This is a genomic window from Solwaraspora sp. WMMD1047 (assembly GCF_029626155.1).
Classification (GTDB): Bacteria; Actinomycetota; Actinomycetes; order Mycobacteriales; family Micromonosporaceae; genus WMMD1047.
In genome coordinates, this window is record NZ_JARUBL010000001.1 from 2531735 (window position 1) to 2549436 (window position 17702).

At 70.9% G+C, this 17702-nt stretch carries 14 protein-coding genes and 2 pseudogenes; 13 read left to right on the top strand and 3 right to left on the bottom strand.

Translation table 11 applies throughout. The annotated features are described in order from the left end of the window. Positions 1 to 146 precede the first annotated feature (146 nt). From O7627_RS11700 to O7627_RS11715, 4 genes are all read left to right on the top strand, one after another. Positions 147 to 410 carry a hypothetical protein gene (locus O7627_RS11700; protein ID WP_278093521.1) on the top strand — a complete coding sequence of 88 codons (264 nt, stop codon included), beginning with the start codon at positions 147 to 149 and terminating at the stop codon, positions 408 to 410. A 110-nt stretch (positions 411 to 520) separates the two neighbouring features. Next, complete coding sequence (locus tag O7627_RS11705; RefSeq protein WP_278093522.1) at positions 521 to 1342, top strand: hypothetical protein; 822 nt, start codon at positions 521 to 523, stop codon at positions 1340 to 1342. Positions 1343 to 1611: 269 nt separating this feature from the next. Continuing rightward, positions 1612 to 2049 carry a pilin gene (locus O7627_RS11710; protein WP_278093523.1) on the top strand — a complete coding sequence of 146 codons (438 nt, stop codon included), beginning with the start codon at positions 1612 to 1614 and terminating at the stop codon, positions 2047 to 2049. A 197-nt stretch (positions 2050 to 2246) separates the two neighbouring features. Next, on the top strand, positions 2247 to 4103 hold the full coding sequence (locus O7627_RS11715) for a hypothetical protein (protein WP_278093524.1): 1857 nt from the start codon (positions 2247 to 2249) through the stop codon (positions 4101 to 4103). Between the two features lie 116 nt (positions 4104 to 4219). Here the strand turns inward: O7627_RS11715 and O7627_RS11720 are convergent, their stop codons facing one another. The 3 genes from O7627_RS11720 to O7627_RS11730 form a co-directional block, all read right to left on the bottom strand. Beyond that, entirely contained in the window at positions 4220 to 5233 is a 1014-nt protein-coding gene (locus tag O7627_RS11720) for a hypothetical protein (RefSeq protein ID WP_278093525.1), read from the bottom strand. Between the two features lie 240 nt (positions 5234 to 5473). Next, on the bottom strand, positions 5474 to 7483 hold the full coding sequence (locus tag O7627_RS11725; RefSeq protein WP_278093526.1) for a recombinase family protein: 2010 nt from the start codon (positions 7481 to 7483) through the stop codon (positions 5474 to 5476). A gap of 196 nt (positions 7484 to 7679) precedes the next feature. After that, positions 7680 to 7937: a DUF5372 family protein gene (locus O7627_RS11730; RefSeq protein WP_278093527.1), complete on the bottom strand. Its 258-nt coding sequence runs from the start codon at positions 7935 to 7937 to the stop codon at positions 7680 to 7682. Here O7627_RS11730 and O7627_RS11735 point away from each other — a divergent pair. From O7627_RS11735 to O7627_RS37180, 9 genes and pseudogenes are all read left to right on the top strand, one after another. Further along, positions 7937 to 8869 carry a PrgI family protein gene (locus tag O7627_RS11735; RefSeq protein WP_278093528.1) on the top strand — a complete coding sequence of 311 codons (933 nt, stop codon included), beginning with the start codon at positions 7937 to 7939 and terminating at the stop codon, positions 8867 to 8869. The genes O7627_RS11730 and O7627_RS11735 overlap by 1 nt on opposite strands. Then, positions 8866 to 10653 (top strand): DUF87 domain-containing protein, encoded by a 1788-nt coding sequence (locus tag O7627_RS11740; RefSeq protein WP_278093529.1) that lies wholly within the window; start codon positions 8866 to 8868, stop codon positions 10651 to 10653. Before O7627_RS11735 ends, O7627_RS11740 begins: the two co-directional genes overlap by 4 nt. Before the next feature lie 35 nt (positions 10654 to 10688). Next, the gene (locus tag O7627_RS11745) at positions 10689 to 12029 is read left to right on the top strand and encodes a hypothetical protein (RefSeq protein ID WP_278093530.1); all 1341 of its coding nucleotides are present in this window, start codon (positions 10689 to 10691) and stop codon (positions 12027 to 12029) included. After that, positions 12026 to 13618, top strand: coding sequence for a type IV secretory system conjugative DNA transfer family protein (locus O7627_RS11750; protein WP_278093531.1), 1593 nt, complete (start codon positions 12026 to 12028; stop codon positions 13616 to 13618). The genes O7627_RS11745 and O7627_RS11750 overlap by 4 nt, the downstream gene beginning before the upstream one ends. A gap of 62 nt (positions 13619 to 13680) precedes the next feature. Further along, positions 13681 to 14493, top strand: a complete 813-nt coding sequence (locus O7627_RS11755) for a replication-relaxation family protein (protein WP_278093532.1) — start codon at positions 13681 to 13683, stop codon at positions 14491 to 14493. A 155-nt stretch (positions 14494 to 14648) separates the two neighbouring features. Continuing rightward, positions 14649 to 15116: pseudogene (locus tag O7627_RS11760) on the top strand (M23 family metallopeptidase); the annotation flags it as partial. Between the two features lie 432 nt (positions 15117 to 15548). Beyond that, positions 15549 to 16709: a MarR family winged helix-turn-helix transcriptional regulator gene (locus O7627_RS11765; RefSeq protein ID WP_278093533.1), complete on the top strand. Its 1161-nt coding sequence runs from the start codon at positions 15549 to 15551 to the stop codon at positions 16707 to 16709. Between the two features lie 85 nt (positions 16710 to 16794). Next, complete coding sequence (locus tag O7627_RS11770) at positions 16795 to 17460, top strand: hypothetical protein (RefSeq protein ID WP_278093534.1); 666 nt, start codon at positions 16795 to 16797, stop codon at positions 17458 to 17460. Next, a pseudogene (locus O7627_RS37180) lies at positions 17457 to 17680 on the top strand (hypothetical protein); the annotation flags it as partial. The gene O7627_RS11770 and the pseudogene O7627_RS37180, both read left to right, overlap by 4 nt. Positions 17681 to 17702 lie beyond the last annotated feature (22 nt).

Consider the following 17702-nt stretch of genomic DNA (forward strand, 5'->3'; position numbering starts at 1 on the left):
AGCCCCGGTCCTTGGGCCAACGTCACGTGCCATCCGAGGATGGTCGCTTGAACAGGCAGTCACCGGGGATCGAGACGCAGGCCAGTGTCATGGAGAGGCCGATCGGGATGTGGTCGGCTGCAGATGGACCAAGGTCCTCAACGGGCTTGAACAAGATCGTCGTTCATCCCTCGACGACCGGGCTGCAGTCTCCGGTTCTGTCGACCGTCTTGCTGGATGACGATGGACGCAAGCGTTGGTGCGGCGTGCTCAAGAACGCCGTCTCGATGCGGCTGCTCGCGGCGCAGCGGGCCTTGAACAGCCCCTACCGCGGGGTGTGCTCCCAGTGCTCTGTGCTGCCTAACCGGATGGTGCAGCGTATCGGTGTGGCCGGCTGCGGCCGGGTTGAACACCTGCCGACGCACCCTTGAACAAGATCACAAGTGTTCATGATCTGTGCAGAGGCCCTGGTGGCGTGGTGGCGCAGCGCCGACCGGCACTCCCGCCGTTCGGCAAGTGGTCATCACGAGGGAGCACCACGATGGACCGTCATCCCTATGCTGTCGTACCTGCAGCTGTGCCGCGCGGTGAGAGTCTGCTCAGCGACATCGAGTACCGGTTCCGGCTGATGGGGCAGGGGCCGAGCCCGCTGTCGGTGGACGGCCGTAGCCTCGGCCACGGTCTGCCCCGGCGTCGGATTGCGCTGCCTGAGCTGTCGGCGATCCTGATGCACCCGTCCTGCAGTTACCCGGCCCGGGATGCGGCATGGAGGCTGCTGGTGCAGCACGCCCGTAATGGGGATCCGGCTTGGCGCGCGGGCGCGGTCGGTGTCGCACTGCCGGGCCTGCGCTTCAAGGCGTACTTGCTGTCGAAGCTGTTCGCCGGCGATGTGCAGGCGGCCATGGTCGAGCACTTCCTCCGCGCTCTCGGCACGGTGGATGTGGCTAGGCCGGGCGTGGTCGGGAACCTGTTGTCCGCCGCGTTCTCGAAGGCCCGCGCTGAGTTGCGTGATCTGGAGCCGGCTTCGTGTGGGGTGCCGAACCACGCTCCGGGAGCGGTATTGCCTCCCGCGCCGTACGGGCATCCGGATTTCGTTCTTGCAAGTGCGCTCAAGGCCGGGATTATCACCGCGCCGGAGGCGGAATTGATCGGCGCGACGTACCTGGAGGAAGTCAGCCTCACCGCTTACGCCGAACGGACCGGCCAGCCGCGCTGGAATCTGTACAAGCGCCGCAGTGCCGCCGTTGCCCGCCTCAGGGCGGCGATCGATTCCGGTGAGCTGTCCGATCCGTACACGGAGGTGATTAACGAGGCCACTGCGTTGGTGGTCCTCGACGCGCCCACCAGCCGGAAGCGTCCGTGATCAGCCTGCCTGAGCTGCAGCTTTCCAATCCTGGCCTGGGATCTGTAATCCCCTAGTACGGGACTTTCTCGCAAAGGTGAACCTGTCCGACCGGACCCGCTGACGGCGCTGACACCCCGCACGGTCCCCGGCCCGCCGCCACTTCGGTGAGGAGGACGGCCGCGCCGGTCGGCACCACAGGTCGCCCCTGCAACCAGGTCCTGCCTTCGCCGAAGCCCACTCGCGCACCCCACACCTGGCCGGGCGTGCGCACCGGAGGTGCCCAAGCCATGAGGTATACCCCCTTCCGTCGTCCCGGGGCGGCGGCTCGCCGTCGTCTCGGGACCGGCAGGGGCGGACGCTCGTTGGTCCGCCGCCTGCCTCGATGCGTTCTGGCGGCCAGCGCCGTGTTGAGGCTGCTCGGTGCCGCCGCGGTTGCTGTCGCCGTCGTCGCTATGCCGGGCACGGTGTACGCGGCCGAGCCTGCCTCGGTGGTGTTGGCTGTCGAGTCGATCGCGCAGGTCATCGACAACATCCGTCTGTGGCTGGTCGGCCTTCTGTTCTCCTGGGCGACTCTGTGCCTCACGGTCGGTTTCCTGCGCTACACCAGCGGTGATCCCGGTGAAGTCGAGAAGGGCAAGCTCGCCCTGCGTAGCGCGGCGATCGGCTACGCGGGTGTGTTGCTCGCTCCGCTGCTGGTCACCATCGTCGGTGGGTGGGTGGCCTGATGACCATCCGCCTCGCACGACCGCGCGGCATGTCTCGGCGCGCGGCGCTCCTGCTCAGCATGATCGTCGTTGGGTTGGCTCTGGCCTGGTCCGGATCAGCGAACGCCCAGCCGAGTCCCGCGCCAGGGCCGCCCCCCACCGCGCCCGGGACGCCGCCGACGCCCGGTGTTCCCGACCCGGGCGTGCGCCCGCCAGGCGTGGAACCACCTCTCTCTACGCCGGCACCCGCGCCCGGTCCTGCCCCGACCATCCCCGGGCAGCCGTCGCCGGAGGTCGATGAGGACCCGGCCTGGTACGACATCGAGGGCCAGGTCCGCAAGGCCGTCGTGGACCTGGTTGTGTGGGCTGCCGAGCAGGCACTGCAGCCGGTGATGGAAGCCCTCGGCGCTACGTGGCTGTCCACCCCCGACCTGACCATGAACGAACACGTCAAGGCGATCTGGACGACCAGCCTGATCACCGCCAACGGCGTCGTGGTGCTGTTCATCATCGCCGGAGGGTTCCTGGTCACCGCTCGGGAGACCCTGCAAAACCGGTACGGCCTCAAGCAGGTGCTGCCCCGCATCGCCGTCGGAGTGGTGTTGGCCAATTGCAGCCTGATCATCGGGCAGAAGGCCATTGAGCTGACCAACGCGCTGACGGTGGCCATCGCCGGGAACACGATCGACGGGCCGACGGCCGCGACCGCGATCCGGCAGATCGTGGATGGCGCCCTGCAGGGTCAGGGGTTTCTGATGGCGTTGCTGGTCATCGCGGTGATCGTCATGTGCCTGGTTCTGGAGTTCACGTTCGTGCTGCGGTTGGCGGCGCTGGTGATCCTGCTCGGTGTCGCCCCGGCTGCGTTGATCTGCCACGCCAGCCCGCTCACCGAGGGTGTGGCCCACCTGTGGTGGCGCTGTGTCCTGGCCTGCCTCGGACTGCAACTCGCCCAGGCCATCGTCGTCATGGCCACGGTGAAGGTGTTCCTCACTCCCGCCGGGCCGACCGCGTTGGGTGTGCCCGCGACCGGAGCCGGGCTCCTTGGTGTCGTGGTCTGCCTGACGATGCTGTGGCTGCTGATCAAACTGCCGGGCTGGATGCGACAGTTCATCCTCGGCCCGCTCGGGCAGCGCAGCGGCCGAGGGCTGATCGGGCAACTCGTCCACGCCTTCCTGATGATCAAGACGCTGGGTGCGGCGGCCGGCATCCTGGGCGGCGTGAGCGCGGCCCAGTCCGCCGGACGGGCGGCACCTCGCCCACCTGGTCCGCGTCCATCGGCCGTTGGCCGGCGTCAGTCCCGTCCACCTCGGCCGCTTCGTGCGGGGGCGGCTGCGGTCCGTCCGTCCCCGCCGGGGCCGGTGGCCTTTAGCCACGCACCGGTCACCGACACGCCGCTGCCCGCGCCGTCCGGGACGAACGCCGCTCCTGCGTTCAGTCACCCATCGTCGCCGTCCACCCCGATGCCGGTACCGTCCGGCGGGGTCCCGGCCGTCGAGTTCTCTCACCCGTCCCCACCTCAGCCGAGCCCGCCGGCCCCGGCCGCGCCACCGGCACGGGTCGCCTTCAGCCATGCCATGACTACGGCACCGGCACCGGCACCTGGCGGTGTGGCACCGGCGGTGACGTTCTCGGCCGCACCAGCGCGGCAGACCGCCCCACGCCGGCCACCTGCCCCGGTCACACCCGTGTTCTCGACGGCACCGGACACGCCGGCGGCCGGCAGGCCACGACGAGCCTCGACACCGGGGACGCGGCCAACGGCAGCGCGGCGTGCCACCCCCAGCCCGCAAGCCGCCACCAAGCCGAGCCCCCCGACCGCCGTCGAGCGGGCACCGGCCACCAGGACGCCTCGGCCACGCCCGCCCGCCTCGTCCACACCGCCGCCCCCGGACGGCCGGCGGCCGCCGGTCCCCACCCCGCCGCCCCGCCCATCCCCGACCCCGGCCGCGAGGCCGTCCCCGACGACCGACACCAGATCGGCGGGCCCGACCGCCGTTCCCGCCGAACCGCCGTCGGCTCGCTCGTCCGCCCCGGGGCGGCGCAGGGCGCCGAAACCGAGAGGTGATCGGCGATGAGCCGCACCAGCGAGGAGGCTCCGATGCGGGCTCGGGTGCCGACGGACGCTGCATACTGCCCTCTCTGCGGTTGTTGGTGGGGTTTGGTCGGACTGGTTTGGAGCCGAAGTACCGCGTTACTCGATGTTGCCGAGAGCGCGCAGTGCTCCTTCGGCGAGGACATGTCCCGTCGTGACGGCGACAGCCAGGTTGGTTGCGTTCAGCCAGTCAGGGTCGTGGCTCTCTTCCCAGGCGACGATGTCCGTCGCGACTGCGAGAGCTTGGTCGTCGCGGGTGTGTACCAGGGCTCCGGCCAGCAGCAGATATGCGCCAGGTTGAGTTCCGTCGAACTCCTGCGCCATGCTGGTGATCTGGTCGAGGATCTGACGCCCGTGGTGGGGATACAGGGCAGCCATGCAGGCCAGTACGAACTTCACCGCTGGTGGTTCGGTATGCCATCGAGTGAGCAACGCAGGAAGTTGCTCATCGACGGCGGAGTGGACGTCCAGGGTCCATGCTCCGGGTTGGGGCGGGCGGCCTTCGGCTGCGGCGCGGTCGGCGTCGGTAAGCAGTCCGTCAGCCCACCGATCAGCGGCGATGAGCAGCCATACATAGAGGTCGAGCCGCTGCTTGGCGGGGAGCGCCCCGGAGGTGATCATGCGCGAGAGGAACGGCAATGCGGGCGCGGTGGCCGAGTAGCAGGTTCCCTGGTGCAGCAGGTTGTCACCGAACAACTCGTCGAGGGTTTGGTCCCAGTCGCCGAACGGGTCTGCCAGCGCCAGCAGCAGGTCGGGGATGTCCTCCGCGCGTCCGTGGGCGTGTTCGAGGTCGGACCATGGGATCTCGTCCAGCCCAGACAGGTCGATGGGCGTGTCTTCGGCGTGGTCAGGAGTCAGGGTCAGCGGTGCCGCTGGTGGTGGTGCGACGACCTCGATGGTTGGCGTTGGGGGCCGTGCGCCGGGGTTTGCGTACACGATCGGGGCGTCGGGGCCTCGGATGATCTGCAGCATGGTCACGTCGCAGCGACTTCCGCCTTCTGGGTAGCCGCCGTGCTGGCGGGCGATGAGGGCAGCGGCGCGACCGACAGCGTCGATCATGCGGTGGCCAGTGGCATCGACCGGGTACGGTCCGTCATCGACGGCGGTCACCATCCAACCGCCACGAGGCGAAGGCCGAGCTGTGACATAGGCGAAGCCGTACGACGCCAAGGCTGTGGCCACGTGTCGGGCATGGGTTTCGTGGGGCACGGCGAACTGGTGAGTGCCCGCCATCGCCGACCAGCCGGTCAAATCATCGCCTCCGATTGTCGGGCCCGTTTCGGTCAGACTGCCATGAGCACTGAGATGACGGTTCGGGTGCCCTCGTTCCCGATCTTGTGCCCAACAGGCTGTTTATGTTGGTGGATAAGGTATGTCCGGCGTCGCGGTGAGACCTGGGAGCCTCGACCTGAGCCGAACCGACGCGGCGATCTTTCCCCGGTAGATCGCTTGTGTTGCGGGGTCCCAAGGGATGCACCAGCGTCCGCTGGGACCGCGACGGGCGGGGACTTGGTCGTGGGCGAGCCAGTTGTAGATGGCGTCGGCGGGAATGCCCAGCTCGGCGGCGGCTTGTTTGACGCTGATCTCGCCGTTTCGGATTGCGACGGTGCGGGGTCCGCGGATGGTGTATGCCTCGCGGACGCGGGCGACGCCGCCTTTGGTCCAGCGGTGTCCGCGTCCGGTGCGAAGCCCGGCGTCGTTGAGGATGTCGGCGACTTGTTCGCTGGTGTGGGTGGCGCCGTGGCGGCGGATCAGGTCGAGGGCGACGGTGGGGGTGCGGCCGGGTCCGATCCGGCCGGCGGTGATCTCGTCGGCGGCGCCGGTGTGCCAGCGCACTCCGATGCGGACTTCGTCTTTGTGTTGTTCGGGCAGCAGGGTGACGTCGGCGATCAGGGTGCGCAGCAGCCGCTTGCGGTCACGGGCCTGGGTGTCGGGGTGGTGCCACAGCTTCGGCAGGTCGGCGGCCAGGGCGAGCAGTGCGTCGCGTTCGGGCAGCGGCGGCCGGGCGGCCCTGGCGGTGGCCAGGGCGGCTTCGGCGTCGGCGAGCGCCTGGAGTTTGGCTTCCCACTTGCTTTCCAGGGTGCGGGCGACGAGTCGGTTGTCGGGGTCGACGTTGCTGAAGGCTCGTTCGGCGCGGTCGGCTTCGTAGCGGGCGCGTTCGACGGCGAGTTCGGCGGCGCGGTGGCTGCGGGTGTAGCGGTCGGTCAGCTCATCGGCGGCCTTGACCGCGAGCTTGAGCTGCTGCGGGGTGACCGCGTCCAACAGCAGTGCGGCTACGGCGTCATCGACGGTGACCGCCGCGACGGTGCGGCAGGCGTCCGTGCGGTGGGGGTTGCTGTGCTGGCAGAGGTAGTGCACCCGGCCGGCGTCGCCGTAGCGGGTGCCCATCCGGCCTCCGCAGACGCCGCAGAAGATGATCCCCTGACACAGCGCGGAGCCCTCGCGGGGCGGCCGGAACCCGGCTTTGGTGTGGTTGGCGGTGAGCTTGGCTTCGATGTCGAGGAACTGCTGCCAGGTGATGTAGCCGGGGTGGTGGTCTTGGATGAGGACGGTCCACTCGGCGCGGGCGCGTTTGACCCGGCTGGCCGCGACAGTGCCGTCCGGGCGCACGGTCCGGGCGTCGTAGCTGCGCCCGTAGGCGTACGCGCCGGCGTAGACCGGGTTCTTGACCGCCTGCAGCACCCGGGAATGGGTGAGCCGGCCCCACTTGATCTGCCCGTCCCAGGCACCACCCCACTTCCGTTGCGGGAACAGCCGCCCTGTGGTGGCGAACGCCTTCACGACACCCAGCGCGGACCCGGTCGCGGTGAACTCGGCGAACAGGTCCTCAACCGCCTGGCGGACCTGCTCGTCCGGGTCGACGACGACCTCGCCGTCGTCGTAGACGTAACCCACCGCCAGCGGCGAGCGCAGCTCACCACGGTGCGCGGCGGCCAGCTTCGCCCCATGCAGCCGGCCGGTGAGCAGGTGCAACTCGGCTTCGCTCATGCTGCCTTTGAGGCCGAGCAGGAGGCGGTCGTTGACGTCGCCCAGGTCGTAGACGCCATCGGCGTCGACCAACAGCGTGTCGGTGAGCCGGGCCAACTCCAGCAGCCGGGCGAATTCCCCGGACGATCGCGCCAGCCGGGACACCTCCAGGCCGAAGATCGCGCCGACCTCGCCCCGACACACCCGGGCCAGCAGTTCGGTGAACCCGTCGCGGTGCGCGCCGAATCGGCCGGACACCCCGAGATCGGCGTCGATGGTCAGCACCCCGCCCGGTGCCCAGCCCATCTCGACGGCGGTCGCGGCCAGCCCGTACTGGCGGGTCGTCGACTCGCCGTGCACCCGGACCTGCACCACGCTCGACTGACGCACATACACCACCGCCAGCCTGCCGCGATGCGACGTCGTGATCTTCGAATTCGCCTTCACCACGACCTGCCCGTGCCACCAGCACCGCGGCGGTCATGTTCGCCACCGCCATCACAGCCTCGACCTGGTTCCAGCCGGCGCCCACGTCTCATCTCCGCTCGCGCCGTCCGGCCGGATGACTCCGCTCTGTCCACAACAGAGATGATCATCGCGCATCCTCCGTGTCATCGCTCAGCCGGGATGCCAGCGCGTCAACCAACGCCCGCGCGGCGGTAAGTCCGTCCACGGCGAACCGGTCCGGCATCGCCTCAGGGCCTCGATCCGTCCACGACTGGGGCAGCGATACCCGCCGCTTGCCGCCGTCGCTCTCGCACACGAACACCAGAACGCCCTTCATCCGGGCGCTGAACAACACCGGCAACTCCTCACCTCTCAATGGGTGGAAAGGGTGCGTAACGACCAATGAATCCGAAGAAGAACTTTGACGACGAGCCCTATAAAGCTCGTATCCCGGCGGATATCGAGCGGCCGGACAGGATCGCGTTCGGCATGTCGGGCCGACAGTTGGTGATCCTGACCATCTCGGGCCTGCTGCTCTACGCCGCCTGGACGACGGTCGCCACGGTGGTGCATCCGCTGGTGTTCCTCGCAGGGGCGACGCCGCTCGCCGCTGGGGCGTTCCTTCTGGCGGTCGGCCGCCGTGACGGCATCAGCCTCGACGCGTGGGTCCTCGCCGCCCTGCGGCACCGCCGCAGCCCGCGTTGGCTCGTGCCGGCCGACGGACCGGTCATCCCGGCTCCGGCGTGGGTTGCCACCACCGTCGGGCCGGGTGACCGGCTACCGCTGCCCGCACCGCTACGGCTGCCGGCGAAGGGCATCACCGGCGATGGACTGATCGATCTCGGCCCAGATGGCACCGCCGGTCTGGTCGCCGCGTCGACGGTGGCGTTCGGGCTGCGCACGGCGGGTGAGCAGAACGGCCTGGTGGCCGGGTTCGCCCGCTGGTTGCACAGTCTCGACGGGCCGGTGCAGATCGTGGTGCGGGCACAGCAGGTCGACCTGACCTACCTCGCCGACCGGTTTCTCACCGCCGCACCAGGGCTGCCACATCCCGCGTTGGAGGAGGCCGCCCGCGCGCACGTGGCGTTCCTCGATGACCTGGCCGCGCGGCGCGAGCTGCTGCACCGGCAGATCACCGTCGCCGTGCGGAGCCGACGCGGCCCGCACCACACCGCCCACGCAGCGGCAGAGGCGGTACGTGCCCTCGCCGGCTGCGAGGTTCCCGCCCGGGTCCTGGACGGGCACGACGTCCTGGTGCGGCTCGCGGCCAGCCTCGACCCCACCGCCCCACCCCGTGCCCCCTACTCCGCATCTGACGGAGGTGATCAGCGGTGAACTTGCTCTCCGCACTGCTGCCGACGCGGCGGTCTGCGCCGCCCGAGCCGGCCACGATCCTGCCCGGCTCCCCGGACGCCGTCGAGGTCGACGGCCGACACGTGCGGGTCGGGGACGGCTACTCCACCACCCTGGTCGTGGTCGGCTACCCGGCCGAGGTCGGCCCGGGGTGGGCCGAGCCGATCCTGTCTTACCCGGGTCTGGTCGACGCCGCCTTCCACATCGAACCGGTCCCGCCGGCGGTGGCATCGCAGCGGCTGCGCAAGCAGCGCGGCCGGTTCGAGTCCTCCCGTCGCCACGAGGCGGCCAAAGGCCGCCTCGATGATCCGGAACTCGACGCTGCCGCGGTTGACGCCGCTGAGCTGGCCGGTCGGGTCGCTCGAGGCGAGGCGAAGCTGTTCCGGCTCGGCCTGTACCTGACCGTCCACGGCACCAGCCCCGAAGACCTCGCGGATCGGGTGGCTGAGGTGCGGTCTCTGGCCTCCTCGCTGCTGCTGGACACCGCGCCGGTGACCTGGCGGCAGGTGCAGGGCTGGATCAGCGGCCTACCCCTCGGCGTTGACGCGCTCGGGATGAAACGGGTCTTCGACACCGACGCCCTCGCCGCCGCGTTTCCGTTCACCAGCCCCGACCTGCCCGCCACCGCAGGGGACAGCGGCATGGGGGTGTTGTTCGGGTTGAACCTGCACTCGGCCGGCGTCGTGGTCTGGGACCGGTGGGCGCAGTCCAACTACAACGCGGTCATCCTCGCCCGCTCCGGGGAAGGGAAGTCCTACCTGGCCAAGCTCGACCTGCTACGCAACCTGTGCCTCGGCGTGGAGGCGTTCGTCATCGACCCCGAAGACGAATACCGGCGGCTGGCCGACGCGGTCGGCGGCACCGTCATCCGCCTCGGCGCACCGGGGGTGAAGATCAACCCTCTCGACCTGCCGCCGGGTGATGATGCCCTCCACGACCGGGCACGGTTCATGCACACCCTCGTGGCGGTGATGGCCGGCGGTGACACCGCCGTCAGCGCACCCCTGCCCGGCGACGAGGCCCGCTCGCTGGATGTGGCGGTGCTGGCCGCGTACCGGGCCAAGGGCATCACCACCGACCCGCGTACCTGGCGGCGGCCGGCGCCACTGCTGGCTGACGTGACGGCCGCGCTGAAGGACACCGACGACGCCGGTCGCCGGGTCGCCTCCCGTCTGCACCCGTACGTCGCGGGCAGCATGAGGGGTCTGTTCGACGGGCCGACCACTACCGCCGCCCGAGGGCACCTCGTGGTGTTCGCCATTAGGGACCTACCCGAGCAGCTTCACCCGGTCGGCACGTTGCTGACCCTGGACACGATCTGGCGCACCGTACGCGCGACCGCCTCCGGGCAGCGACCGGACGTGCTGCGGATGGTGCTGGTGGACGAGGCGTGGAAGCTGCTGTCCGGCGGGCGAGGCGGCGTGTTTCTGGAAACCCTGGCCAAGTCCGCCCGCAAGTACGGGGTCGGACTGACCGTCGTCACTCAGGACGCCGCCGATGTGCTCGCCACGAAGACTGGCCGCGCCGTGGTCTCCAACGCCGCCACGCAGGTGCTGCTGCGGCAGGCGCCGCAGGCGATCGACGCCGTCGCTGATGCGTTCGGGCTCACCGACGGCGAGCGGACGTTCCTGCTGTCCTGCCAACGTGGCGACGCGCTCCTGACGGCCGGGTCGGCGCGGGTGGCCTTCCACAGCCACGCCTCCGCCGCCGAGCACGAGTTGATCGTCACCGGCCCGGTCACCGCCTCGTCTGGCCGCCGCCGCTGATCCGGCTCGTCTCACATCACCGATCGGAGTTCCCGATGGTCGCCTCGTTCACGCTGTCCCCATCCCCGCCGTCTCCTGCGGACCCCGCCGGGTGCGTACCGGGCCACGGCGACGTACCCGACTCCGTCGTAGGCGAGCTGCTGTGTGGTTCCTGGGGCGACGAGGCGACCGCAGCCGTCCGCGACCGGTGGCCGTTGCTGCTCGCTGCTGTGGCGGCGTTCATCGGCGTGCGGGTCGGGTGGAGGCTGTGGCGGCGGCACATCTGGCGGCGGCACGCCGCCGCCGCGCGGTGGCTGGAGATCACCCCGCCGGTGACCGCCACTCCGGCCGCGACGATCGGCTTGTGGCGGCTGCTGGCCACCGTGTTGCCCGCGCCGCGTCGGTGGGCGCTGCGCCCGGTTCGGCTCGTCTGGGAAGTCGCCGCCGACCCGATCGGGATGCGCTGCGGGCTGTGGCTGCCACCGGGTGTCACCCCGACCGCCGTCGTGCGGCTGCTGCAACGCGGCTGGCCCGGCGCACGCGCCGAACAGACCCGCCCACCGGCCGTCCCGACGACCGGTGCCGTCGCCGCGCTCGCGGTCTGGCCGACCCAGCCGGAATGGCTGCCCCTTGTCGAGAACACCACACTGACGTCGCGCCGAGGCATGGACGCGGGCGCTCCCGAGGAGGACAGGCTCCGGGCCGTCTACGGAGGGCTCGCCTCGGCCGGGCGCACCGGCGGCGCGATCCTGCAAGTCCACCTCGGCCGGGCGCCAGCCCACCGGCTGCGGCTGCTCCGCCGCGCGATGACCAACCCGCAGCGCGCCCTCCGACCACGGCGGACCGCCCACGGCGCCGGGCTGCTCGGCGAAGCAGTACGCGCCGGGATCCTCACCGTGCTCAACCTGGTCACCCCCGGCTCATCGGCCCCGAAGCGGAACACCGGACCAGCCGACCCGTACAGCGCCGAGCTGGCCCGGCAGGCGAGGACCAAGTTCGCCGACGCACCGCACCTCCTCGTCGCCGTTCACACGGTTGCCGCCGGCCCGACTCGGGCTGCCGCGTCCGCTGCCGCCGCGGATGTCAGCTCCGGGTTCGGATTGCTGTCGGCGCACTTCATCCGCCGCAGACTGCGGCGCGGTGCGCGCGCGGCGGCAGACCGGTGGGCGCCGCAGGACCGGATGAGCCTCGTCTCCATCACCGAAGCCGCCGCCCTCGCCGGACTGCCCACTGAACCGGCCGCCTACGGCCTGCCCGCAGCGGCGTCGCGCCGCCGAGCGGCCACTCGCGACGTCTTCCGGACCTTCGGCCAGCAGGCCAACCCCGGCGAGGTGCCGCAGGCAGACCCCGGCGCGGGCGACGACGAGGAACCGCCGACCGCATGGAGCACGCCATGAACACGATCGACACGACAGCGTCCGCGCGCAGCATCGGCCCGGCCGACGGGAGGCTGAACCTGGTCCCGGTCGACCAGCGGCACGGACTGGGCGGCAAGGTCATCGGCGTCGCCAACGCCGGACCCCCGGTGAGGGTCGGGATCTCCCTGGCCGATTGCCGGTACCACGTCCACGCCATCGGGCCGACCGGCACGGGCAAGACGACCCTGCTGATGCGGATGATCCTCGACGATGTTGAGGCCGGACGTGGAGTGGCCGCTTTCGACCCGGCCAAAGGCGACCTCATCCGTGATCTTCTCGCCCGGTTTCCCAAACAGTGCGGTGACCGCCTGGTCCTCATCGACCCCGACGAGCGGGACGGCCCCCCGGCGATCAACCTGCTCGACCCGGCGATACATGGCGGCAGCCCGCACGATGTCGCCGCGAACCTCACGGCGGTGATGGCGAAGGTGTGGTCACGGTGGTGGGGCCACCGCACCGCCGACATCTGCTACCACGGACTGCTCACCCTCGCCCACCTCGACGGCGCCACCCTGGCCCACCTACCACGTTTGCTGTCCGACGCGGATTGGAGAGCCAAGCGGGTCGACGCCGTCACCGCACGGCTGAACGCCTGGGAGGGCAACACCCTCGGCGAGTTCTGGGAAGGGTTCAACGAACTGCCCGCCGGGCAGCGCTCGGGCCTGGCCGCTCCGCTGCTGTCCCGCCTGCGCCTCGTATTGGCGCATCCGATGGCGACGTCGCTGTTCGGGGTGCCGGCCACCACGTTCTCCTTCGCCGACATCCTCGACGGCGGCGTCCTGCTCGCCCGGCTACCCAAGGGAATCCTCGGCGAGGACGGCACCCGCCTGGTCGGCTCCCTGCTGCTCGCCGGGCTGTGGCAGGCCACCACCGCCCGCGCCCGCATCCCCGAGGACGACCGCCCGGACGCGATGATCGTGCTGGACGAGTGCCACAACTTCCTGCACCTGCCCATCGGGATCGACGACGCCCTGGCCGAGGCCCGCGGCCTGCACACCAGCTTCGTCCTCGCTCACCAGTACCTCGGCCAGCTGTCCGGGGACATGGTGGAGGCGATCGACGCCAACGCCCGCAACAAGGTGTACTTCGCCCTCGCCCCCCGCGACGCCATCGACCAGGCACGGCACCTGCGCCCATACCTCGATGACGGAGACCTGATCCGTCTCGGCGGCTACGAAGTCGTCCTGCGTCCCGTCGCGGGCGGGCGGATCGTCCCGCCGGTCACCGCCGACACCGAACCTCCACCACCGGCGATCCCAGGGCGTGCCGTCGAGCTGCGCCGCGCGGCACGCAACCACACCGGCCTTGCGGTGAAGCAGCGTCGGCGGCTACTCGGCGAAGCCGCCACCGCCTCAGCCGAGTCGTCAATCCCGGCCGACGCCGCGGTGGCGAACCTGGTTGGTCGTAACACCTTCACCGTTCAAGGCGAGTGGTCAAGCGAGACCTCTAACGAGCGGTCCAACGAGCAGCGCAACGACCCCGAACCACCGGGTGAACACGCCCCCTTGAACACGTCGTACGCGCAGGTCGACGGCGGTGAGGAGGACCCGTGGACCGGAACCGACTGATAAGAGATATCCCTCCTACCCGCAGATCAGCCAAAGGCAGCTTCCGCCTGACGGCGTCCGTCGTGGCCGCCGAACTCGGCCGGCTCACCCCCCGAGACCGGCTCCTGCTCGACCTGCTCGACCAGCACCGCACCTTCACCACCGACCAACTCGTCGACCTCGCCTTCGGGTCGATCGGCCGAGCCCGCAACCGACTCAACACCCTCCACGATCGAGACATCCTCGACCGGTTCCGCCACTACCACCGGCCCGGCTCGCAGGCGTGGAGGTGGACCCTCGGCCCGGTCGGCGCGGCCATCCTCGCGGCCGGACGAGGTGAGCCGCTGCCCCGCCCGGCCGCCGTCCGCGACGCCACCGCCCGCCTCGCCATGTCCCCGACCCTGGCCCACCTGATCACGGTCAACGGCTTCTTCGTCGCGCTCACCGGGCACGCCCGCACCCACCCCGGCGCGCGGCTGGTGCGCTGGTGGAACGAGGCCCGCTGCCGGGAAGCGTGCGGCAACCTGGTACGCCCGGACGGACACGGCGTGTGGGCCGACAACGGCCCGGCGGTGCCGTTCTGGGTCGAAGTAGATCTCGGCACCGAGACGTTGCGGCGGGTGGCGGGCAAACTCGCCGGCTACGCCGCGCTACCGCCCCGGCGGGCGTACCCGGTCCTGTTCTGGCTACCCACTACCGCCCGGGAGACCAACCTGCACGCCCACCTCCGACAGGCCGCAGTGCCGGACGGGGTGACAGTGGCCACCGCCGCCGCTGACCACGCCGCGCCATCCGGGCCCGCGGGGCCGGTCTGGCGCATCGTCGGGCACCCCGACCGACTGCGCCTGACCGACCTACCCGAACAGTCCGGGGGTGGTGCGTCGTGGGACGGGTAGCCCTCTGGGCTGCGGTCGGGGCCGCCGTGGCGCTGGTGCTGCTCACCTCCGCCACCGCCGGAGTCGTCTCGTCGGTGTTCGGCGCCGGAGGCGGGGGTAGCTGCGTCGGACCGGCGTACACCGGCGGCACACTGCCCGAGTGCGGCGGCGCACCGATCAGCTCCTCCGGGTGGACTCGTCCCGTGGCGGGGGCGGTCGGTTCCGGGTTCCGCACCGCCGACCGCCCCGGGCACGACGGCGTCGACATCGCGGCCCCGAAAGGAACCGTCATCCGGGCCGCATCGGGCGGGGTGGTGGTGCGCGTGCGGTGCAACACCGGGGGCGACTCGTGGGAACCTACCGGCGGGCCGATGCCGTGCGACCGTGACGGCTACCCCGGCCTCGGTGGGTGCGGCTGGTACACCGACATCAGCCATGCTGGCGACATCGTGTCGCGCTACTGCCACATGGTCCGACAACCGACCGTAACGGTCGGGCAAACGGTGATCGCCGGGCAGCCCATCGGCCACGTCGGAAGCTCCGGAAACTCCTCCGGACCCCATTTGCACTTAGAGATCCACGAAGGCGCCAACAATGCGGTTGACCCGGTGTCGTTTATGCGCCGACAAGGCGTCGCCCTGTAGACCCGTGAAGTGATTTTCCGCACCATCCGAATTCGCTTTCACAGAGTGCGGCGACCGTCGCGTGTCGGCCCGTCGGACCGCGCGGCGGTCGCCGTTGACGCCCCGAAAACCGTGAGCCCGTAGGGCAGCGCGTGCGGTTCGTGCTGTGCCGACCCTATGGTAGGGGTAGGGGGCGTGCCGAAAGTGGCCCAGCGGTGAACAGGGGCCGTTAAACAGTGTCCGTGCGGCTATAGCGGTTGCGGAAACGGAGGAGGGAATCGGCGTGGCGCCGGGCGGGTAAAGAGTCTTGGGCGGCGGGGTTGACAACCATCGGGTATCGAGCGTCCATGGACGTAGGCAACAACAAACGCCCCGGCGGACCGCCATACGAAAGCGCATTAGGCGCACGCGGAATCGCCAATTGTCGACCCCTTGTACGGAGGTGTATTCGCCATGACCGCGAACATCAACCTGACCCCCGGCACCGACGAGGCCCGGTCCGCCGTCGCCGCCGCGCTGTGGGACCACCCCGGGCTCACCAGCCGCAAACTCGCCGGACAAACCAACCTGCCGCTGCCCGTCGTCACCGAGGCGCTGTCGGTCATGGAGGCCGCCGGAACCGCCACCCGCACCCCCGACCCGAGCAAGGGCAACCGCAGGGCCGCCGACACCTGGGAGCCCGTCGCCGCAACCGACGACACCCCGGCCACCACCGACGAGGCGACGCCCGACCCCGCGAACGGTGACGCGACCCCGGACACCGACGACGCCACCACGGACCCGACTCCCGACCCGGCCAACGAGCCCACCACCGACGACGCCCCGACCACCGCCGGCAAGGCGACGCCCGACGCCGACGCCTCGGCGGGCACGCCCGACGAGGCGACGCTGTCCGAGGCCCCGGTCTCCGGTGCACCCGTGTCCGGGGCGCCGGCCGCCGTGCGTCAGCCCGACCTCAAAGTATTGATCATGGCCGGTGTGCTGGGCGGGCACCCGGACGGGATCACCGCCGACAAGGCGATCAACGAGAGCGGCCTGTCCGTCGCGATGGGTGACACCATCCTCGCCGCGATGGAGGTCGCCGGTGCCGCCCGCCGCCTGCCCGTCACCGAGGACGGCGACGAGTTGTGGGTCATCGCCGACGGTGACCTCACCACGGTGGACCCGGCCAACGCCCCGACACACACCACCTGCCCGACGTGCGGGCACACCCGCAAGATCCGCCGCCCGTCGGCCCGCCGCACCACCGGCACCGGCCGCCCGAACGGTGAGATCAACAGCGACGGGTCGGCCAAGTTGGGCAAGAACGAGTTGCGCAACCGGGTCGAGGCGTTCATGCGCGACCTCGGCCCCGGCCACGACGTTACCCCCGGCACCGTCGCTCGTGAGGTCGGTGGGCGCAGCCCCGGCGCGGTCCGCAACGGCATGGCCAAGCTGACCGGACTCGGCGTGCTGGTCCTGACCCGTGAGGCTCCAGAAACCTACGCCCTGGCCGACGACGCGCCCGCCCCGACCGCCGAAGTCCGCGCGTTCATGACCCCGCCGCAGAACAACGACATCCCCGCCGGTGACGAGGCCGGCACCGACGAGGCCGCCGTGCTGGTCGCGGCCTGACCTACCGCCCCGCCGGGGCCGGGCATCACGCCCGGCCCCGGCACCCGCATGCCCCCCCCACAACCGCCACGGGAAGGAACCGATCATGACCACCCCCCACAACCACCACCACCCCGACCGCGACCACGCCGGCCACGCGCCGGCGGGCGCGTCGGGGTCGCTGCGTTGCCCCGAGTGCGGGGCAGCGGCCCGCATCGTGCCGCCGCGTGACTGGCCCCTCGACGCAATCGCCTCGCGTCCGGTGGCGTCGCACCGCGACGGCACCCCGGTGTGTGCGGTGCCGGGCCCGGGCGGGTCGCGACCGGCCGACCCGGTCGGCGTACCGGCGCGGTTGACCATGTGGCAGGCCGTCCGGCAGTCCTGGCTCATCCACCCCGATTGGACGGTCGCCGATCACCTCGCGTGGCTCGACGGCGAAGGCCTCGACACCGGCGCCCTGACCGGCGACCCCGCCGAGGTCATCGACCGGTGGCTGACCGAACACCGTCGCACCGCCCCTACCGCTCCGATGGTGCGGCCAGCCGACGAGGCGCGCGTGTACGTGGTCGCCGGGGGCGACATGGTCGCCGTGTTCGACTCGGTGGAAGCGGCCGACCTCATGGCCGTCACGATGGCCTTCGCGAGTCTCGACCCCGTCACCCGGTGCCTGACCGAGGCGCAATGGCAACAGGCGCGGGCGGTGTTGCGGTCCCAGCAACCGCACGTCACCGTGACCGACGCCCGGCCCGGTCGTGCGGCCGGTGCGTCGTGACCGACCCATCGGACAACGGCCCGGCCGCAGCTGTGCCCGACATCCCGGCATCGCTGGCCGCGCGTCCCCATGACGCGCGGCGCGGCCTGCCCATCTCCAACCCGACCCGGCCGGCTACAGGTCGCACGTGGACTTCACCACCATCAACACCACCGTCTCGACCCGCCTCGCTGTCGAACGGAGGTGCTCGTTGTGCGGCCAACCGATGGGGTACTGGGTGAACCGAGGACGCGGCAACGTGT